The sequence below is a fragment of the Psychroflexus halocasei genome (assembly GCF_900107595.1).
Classification (GTDB): Bacteria; Bacteroidota; Bacteroidia; order Flavobacteriales; family Flavobacteriaceae; genus Psychroflexus; species Psychroflexus halocasei.
In genome coordinates this window covers 1-5,338 of the sequence record NZ_FNQF01000022.1, presented here as the reverse complement: position 1 = coordinate 5,338, position 5,338 = coordinate 1, and the positions used below count along the sequence as shown (strand labels likewise).

At 39.9% G+C, this 5,338-nt stretch carries 6 protein-coding genes; 1 reads left to right on the top strand and 5 read right to left on the bottom strand.

Annotated elements, in window-relative coordinates:
- Nucleotides 1–533: 533 nt before the first annotated feature.
- From BLV84_RS12115 to BLV84_RS12100, 4 genes are read right to left on the bottom strand one after another with little or no spacing between them, the layout of a single operon-like run.
- A complete protein-coding gene (locus BLV84_RS12115) occupies nt 534–1,328 on the bottom strand; it encodes an LEM-3-like GIY-YIG domain-containing protein (protein ID WP_093246055.1) in 795 nt (264 codons plus the stop codon).
- Between the two features lie 28 nt (nt 1,329–1,356).
- Nucleotides 1,357–1,968 carry a LutC/YkgG family protein gene (locus tag BLV84_RS12110; protein ID WP_093246049.1) on the bottom strand — a complete coding sequence of 204 codons (612 nt, stop codon included), beginning with the start codon at nt 1,966–1,968 and terminating at the stop codon, nt 1,357–1,359.
- Entirely contained in the window at nt 1,958–3,346 is a 1,389-nt protein-coding gene (locus BLV84_RS12105) for a lactate utilization protein B (protein WP_019977063.1), read from the bottom strand. Before BLV84_RS12105 ends, BLV84_RS12110 begins: the two co-directional genes overlap by 11 nt.
- Nucleotides 3,347–3,364: 18 nt before the next feature.
- Nucleotides 3,365–4,114: a (Fe-S)-binding protein gene (locus tag BLV84_RS12100; RefSeq protein ID WP_019977064.1), complete on the bottom strand. Its 750-nt coding sequence runs from the start codon at nt 4,112–4,114 to the stop codon at nt 3,365–3,367.
- 158 nt (nt 4,115–4,272) lie between these two features.
- On the opposite strand from BLV84_RS12100, the gene BLV84_RS12095 reads away from it, so the two are divergent.
- Nucleotides 4,273–4,749 (top strand): Dps family protein, encoded by a 477-nt coding sequence (locus tag BLV84_RS12095; protein ID WP_019977065.1) that lies wholly within the window; start codon nt 4,273–4,275, stop codon nt 4,747–4,749.
- A gap of 84 nt (nt 4,750–4,833) precedes the next feature.
- Here BLV84_RS12095 and BLV84_RS12090 read toward each other — a convergent pair whose 3' ends face one another.
- Nucleotides 4,834–5,178, bottom strand: a complete 345-nt coding sequence (locus BLV84_RS12090) for a hypothetical protein (protein ID WP_019977066.1) — start codon at nt 5,176–5,178, stop codon at nt 4,834–4,836.
- Nucleotides 5,179–5,338: the final 160 nt, after the last annotated feature.

The window sequence follows — 5,338 nt, the reverse complement described above, 5'->3', positions numbered from 1 at the left end:
ATGGGCTATCATAGCCAACCTTTGAGTTCTGTTGTCTTGTGTTGTCATGCTACAAAACTAAATCAGCTTTTTAATTAACGCAATATGGGGTTCGTAGGGGGGATACAAACCGTCGGTCCATATCGTCCGATGGTTTTTGTAAAAACATCAGAGACGATTGGTGGTTGTGTTTTTTCCAATTGTGTATACAATAGTGATTGGGTCCCGCCGTCTGACTTTTCATAATGAATACCACAGCGGTCAACAGTAATTTCTCTGACAGATTTTGGCTTGTTGCGTTTTATAGCTTTGAGAACAAGCAACGTCATCCAAAGGATAAACGGATAGTAAAACACAAAAAAAACGAAAGACCCCGCCCCATAAATTTTTTCTTCTATGTAAAATAAAACGGGAATGGCGTAAAAAGTAAATGCAATTAAAACGATAGCAATGAAAATACGACACGGAGAAATCATGTCCAGAACCATTTGGGCTTTGAGGTTATTTCCGGAAAGTTGTCTTTTGTGTACCTCATTTAGTTTCTCATTTATACCTTAACTCATTTTAGTCGCATTTTTAATTATTTCAAAATAACGAATTGGATTTGCCATTCCTCTAATTTTAGGAACTTCTTTATTTATGTATATATCAAGAATTTCTTTTGAAGTAATTTCCGAACCTTCAAACCCCCATCTTTTCACCCCTCTATTTTCAATATCCTGAACCCATCTTTCTGGTTTAAACACCGCTCTTATTACGCCCCTATATTCTGCTAAAACAAAATCTGAATTTTCTGCTCTTTTTTTGTCTAAAACCCACCAACCTCTGGTAGCTTCATAAATATTTGGTCTGTCATAAATTGGGTTCTCATTTTTCTTTTTTCGTTTATTATCGTATGTTTTGTTAATGTTGATTACTAAAACGTTATGTTGAATATTTTCTATTTTTAATTCTTCACAATTGTAAAGCAACTCACATTCATCCACTGTTTTAATCCCTTGGTTAAACGAATAATGACCTGCTGCAATATTTGAAATTTTCGCAACTTCTGCAAAATCCTTAAAAGTTAAAAAATCAATTAAGACAGATTCAACTATTAACGCTTCATTCTCTTCTAATCCGTGCCGAACTATAAAGTGATTTACTTTTAGGTCTTCTTGTTTTATGGCTCTTATAATCTCTAATTTTTCAGTTTCGCTTGGATTAAATATCGCTTCATTAATATGATAAAAAACACGATTTCCATACCCTTTTCCAACATAAAATATCTTATCGTCTCTTGGGTCTATTAAAAGATAAACATAATATTTTAATTCTTCTTGTGTTTTTTGCGAGAAACACTCAACCATAATTCATTGCTTTTATGAACCTTACGTTCTATTTTCCTGTCTCATCATCTTTTGTTTTCAAGAAGAAAAGCGTCAGACTTTTTGCACCTTGCGCACCTCTCACCAAAACGGCACCGATATCTGCCGTAGCTGATGATCCCATCACGAAACAACCATAATTGGCATCGAGCAACCCGGGTCTTTGGTATGCGGTATGCATATTTTCGGTAATCTCCGCAGGATCCAGCAAAACCGCCAAATGCTGGGATAAATAACCGAGTGCATTTACTTTCAGCGATTTTTCCGTTACCCATATCATACCCATTTCGGCAACACCAAGTTCGGCTCGGAAAACACCTAAACCCACATCGTCCAGATCGCGAGGTTGCTCCACCGCATCGATATCTTTATTCCCTTCCCATTCATCGGTTGCCGAACAAACGACCTTGACATCGGGCAATCGTTCCTGCATTATTTTTTGGGCTTCTTCAACCGAAGAAACATCGTAAAAATCAACCGCTGCCAACTTTAAATTCTTTTCAAAAACAGCTTTTAAGTCAATACCCGCTTGCTCAAATGTCGGGATATAGGGATAAGCTGTTGGTGTTCGTTTCGCTAATCCTGCTCTTATAGACTGCAAAAAATCTTCTTTACTGCTCATTGTTTTTTCTGTTTTTGATGTACCACTCCCTAAAGGTTTCTTTCTTCACATCGGGCAATTTGCGATGTGCCGCCCAGGGGTCTAATGTTTTATTTTCCGTGATCGCTTCCGGCAGGATATTAATAGCGTTGTAGGCGACTTTTTCAACCGCCCGGAATAATTTCGGATGTCCCAGCATCACGCCGACAGCTTTGAAAGCCATTCTGCGGCTAAAATCCACCTCTTTGTTTTTCATCATCACCTTGCGCCAGTCCATGATCTGTTCGGCAATATTGATATGAACCGGGCAAACCTCGCTGCAGGAACCGCATAAAGACGAGTGGAACGGTAATTCGGAATACTTTTTGGCATCGAATGTAGGGTCGATGATGATCCCGATCGGACCTGAATATGTTGCGCCATACGCCAGTCCGCTACTGCGTCGGTATACCGGACAGGTGTTCATACATGCTCCGCAGCGGATACATTTCAATGATTTCCAGAACTCGTCCATCGCCAATCGCTTGCTTCTGCCGTTGTCGGTCAGGATGATGTGCATTTCTGCTCCTTCACGCGGACCTGTAAAATGTGAGGTGTATTGCGTTGCAGGTGTTCCCAGCGCACTTCGGGATAATATCCGTATAAAAACACCCAAATCTTCTGCCTTGGGCAGGATCTTTTCGATACCGATACTGGCAATATGTAATGGTGGTAAACTTGCGGTAAGATCAGCATTCCCTTCATTGGTGCAGACCACAAAAGTTCCCGTTTCGGCAATGGCAAAGTTTCCGCCCGTCATGCCGGCATCGGCAAGCAAAAATTTGGGTCGGGCATTGTTGCGCATTGCGGTATTCAGTGAAGCCGGGTCGGTATTATTGGGATCAGTACCTATTTTTTCGGCAAACAGCTTTGCAATATCCTCTTTGGTCTGATGGATGGCAGGCATCACAATATGACTGGGTATCTGCTCCGATAGCTGCTGTATGCGTTCGCCCAGATCGGTTTCCAGCACGCCAATTCCTTTTTCTTCCAGAAAGGGTGTCATACCACATTCTTCCTGCAGCATGGATTTGCTTTTGATGATATTTTTCACCCGGTGGCTGCTCAAAATCTCATAGGCTATCGCATTGTGCTCGGCAGCATCATTGGCAAAATGTACTTTAATTCCGCGTTTTTCGGCATTGGTTACAAACTGCTCCAGGTATTGATCCAAATGGGTCAGCGTATGCTCTTTGATAGCCGAAGCCAAATTACGCAGTTCCTCCCATTCGGGGATCTGTGCGGCGGCGGTATCTCTTTTTTGCCGTGCATTCCACAGGTTTTTATCGTGCTCGGTTACGTGGATATCATCCTGATAAATAAATTCTGCGGCATTTTTTTCTACATTTACTTTTTTCATTTTTGTAAAGTTTTACCGTTAAAAAGGACCGTTGTTCAATATCTGCGCCACGTGCAAAAATTTCAGATTGGTTTTTTCCTTATCTGAAACTCCCTTTTGGTGCATCAGGCAGGACATATCCGGAGAAACAACATATTCAATTCCGTTACGGACATAGTCTGAAACCTTATCCTGTCCCATTTTTGCACTGACGGCTTCATCCGTTACGCAAAATGTTCCGCCAAAACCACAGCATTCATCCGGTCGGTCGATATGCTTGATGGTAATATCCTTTATCGAATTTAAAAGCTCTTCGGTTTTGTTATAACGGGGCTCCATCCATTCGGAACGGGAGGTAATGTGCAGACCACGGATGGAGCTGCAACTGTTGTGAATGGCAATGGTATGCGGAAAAGAGATGTTTGAAAAATCGGTGATCTTCAGCACATCGGTAAAAAACTGCACCAACTCGATGGTTTTTGCACGCATGGCCGTTACCTTTTCGGTTTGCGGAATGGCATCAAAATGCTGCCGGATCTGCTTTACGCAGCTTCCCGCCGGACCAACAATGTAATCCACGTCCAGATCCTGGAAATTCTCCGCAAAAGCCTTTTCGATTTTCGCTGAATTTTCCTGATCTCCTTCATTGGCGGTGGGCTGTCCGCAACAGGTTTGGTTTAAGGGGACGATAACTTCGATATTGTATTTTTCGAGTAGTTCCAGTGTGGCAATAGCAACCTCGGGATAAATCAAATCGATATAACAGGGGACGAATAAGGCTACTTTCATTATTTCTAATTTTTGATAAGTAAAAGTACGAAATAATATAATCTGATTTATTGGCTTCAAACCAATTTAGAATAAGTATAAATAATGCGTTTTTAATGCCTTCATATCGAGGTTATTTCTTTTTTCTGTAATTTTATATAAACAAAATTTAAAAAAATATGGGAGCAAATATCGGTTTGACACCAAAACAGACAGAAATTATAGCAGAAATTTTAGAACCGCTTTTAGCGGATGAGTTTCTTTTGTATTTAAAAACCAGAAATGCACATTGGAACATTGAAGGTCCAGACTTTCATACGGTACACGTTTATTTTGAACAGCTATATACCGAACTGGAAGATGTAATTGATGAAGTGGCAGAGCGACTGAGAAAAATTGGTCATTACGCACCTGCTACAATGAAACAATTTTTGCAGTTAACACATTTATCTGAAGAACGAGAAGGCAAAAATGATAGTTTGAGCTATATTAAAGAGTTGCTTGCCGACCACGATGCGATTATTCTCTACCTAAGAGAAAGCCTTGTGAAACTGGATGATGAAGTGAAAGTTGCCTACGGTACAAGTGACTATCTAACTACGCTAATGGAACAGCACGAAACAACCGCCTGGATGTTGCGTTCGCATCTGAAATAGTTTCTGATTAAAAGAAAAAGTGCTGCATCATAGTGATACAGCACTTTTTTGCTATGCAAGTACATCAATCTGGAGTTGTATTTATCACAAAAACATCTTCTTCCACTTAGTTACAGTATTTCTGCTGAGCTTGAAATGTATTGCTAATTGGCTATTGTTGAGCTTGTATTTTTTCTGATAATCCAGCATTTGCAGAATGTCGGATTTGCTGTAAGAACGGTGTTTTTGGTTTTCGTTCTCCATTGCTTTATCGGTAATTCCGAAGATTTTGTTGTTCAGGTGGATGATGTCTATTGTAGAAAGCTCTTTCTTATTCAGCAAATTTTCACAAGCTTCTTTCTTTTCCGGCAACTTTTTATTGAGAATATCGGTAAAGATTTGTTTGTAGTTTGGGGTTGCTTTCCCATAACTTTTCTTGTTTTTTTGCATTGTTCATTCTTGGAGTGATGAGAAATATTGCTTAATTATATTCCCAAGTAAATAATCGGTAATCTGTATCCCCCCGACCAACTACATCTTTGCTAGTTCATCTATTTTTTTATAATTCTGCGGGTAGAGGTCTTTTAAATTTTTGTGGTTGATGGATTGG

Coding starts and splice junctions, on each gene's coding strand:
- BLV84_RS12105 (WP_019977063.1), bottom strand. CDS start 3,346: ATGAAAAAAGTAAATGTAGAAAAAAATGCCGCAGAATTTATTTATCAG.
- BLV84_RS12110 (WP_093246049.1), bottom strand. CDS start 1,968: ATGAGCAGTAAAGAAGATTTTTTGCAGTCTATAAGAGCAGGATTAGCG.
- BLV84_RS12090 (WP_019977066.1), bottom strand. CDS start 5,178: ATGCAAAAAAACAAGAAAAGTTATGGGAAAGCAACCCCAAACTACAAA.
- BLV84_RS12115 (WP_093246055.1), bottom strand. CDS start 1,328: ATGGTTGAGTGTTTCTCGCAAAAAACACAAGAAGAATTAAAATATTAT.
- BLV84_RS12095 (WP_019977065.1), top strand. CDS start 4,273: ATGGGAGCAAATATCGGTTTGACACCAAAACAGACAGAAATTATAGCA.
- BLV84_RS12100 (WP_019977064.1), bottom strand. CDS start 4,114: ATGAAAGTAGCCTTATTCGTCCCCTGTTATATCGATTTGATTTATCCC.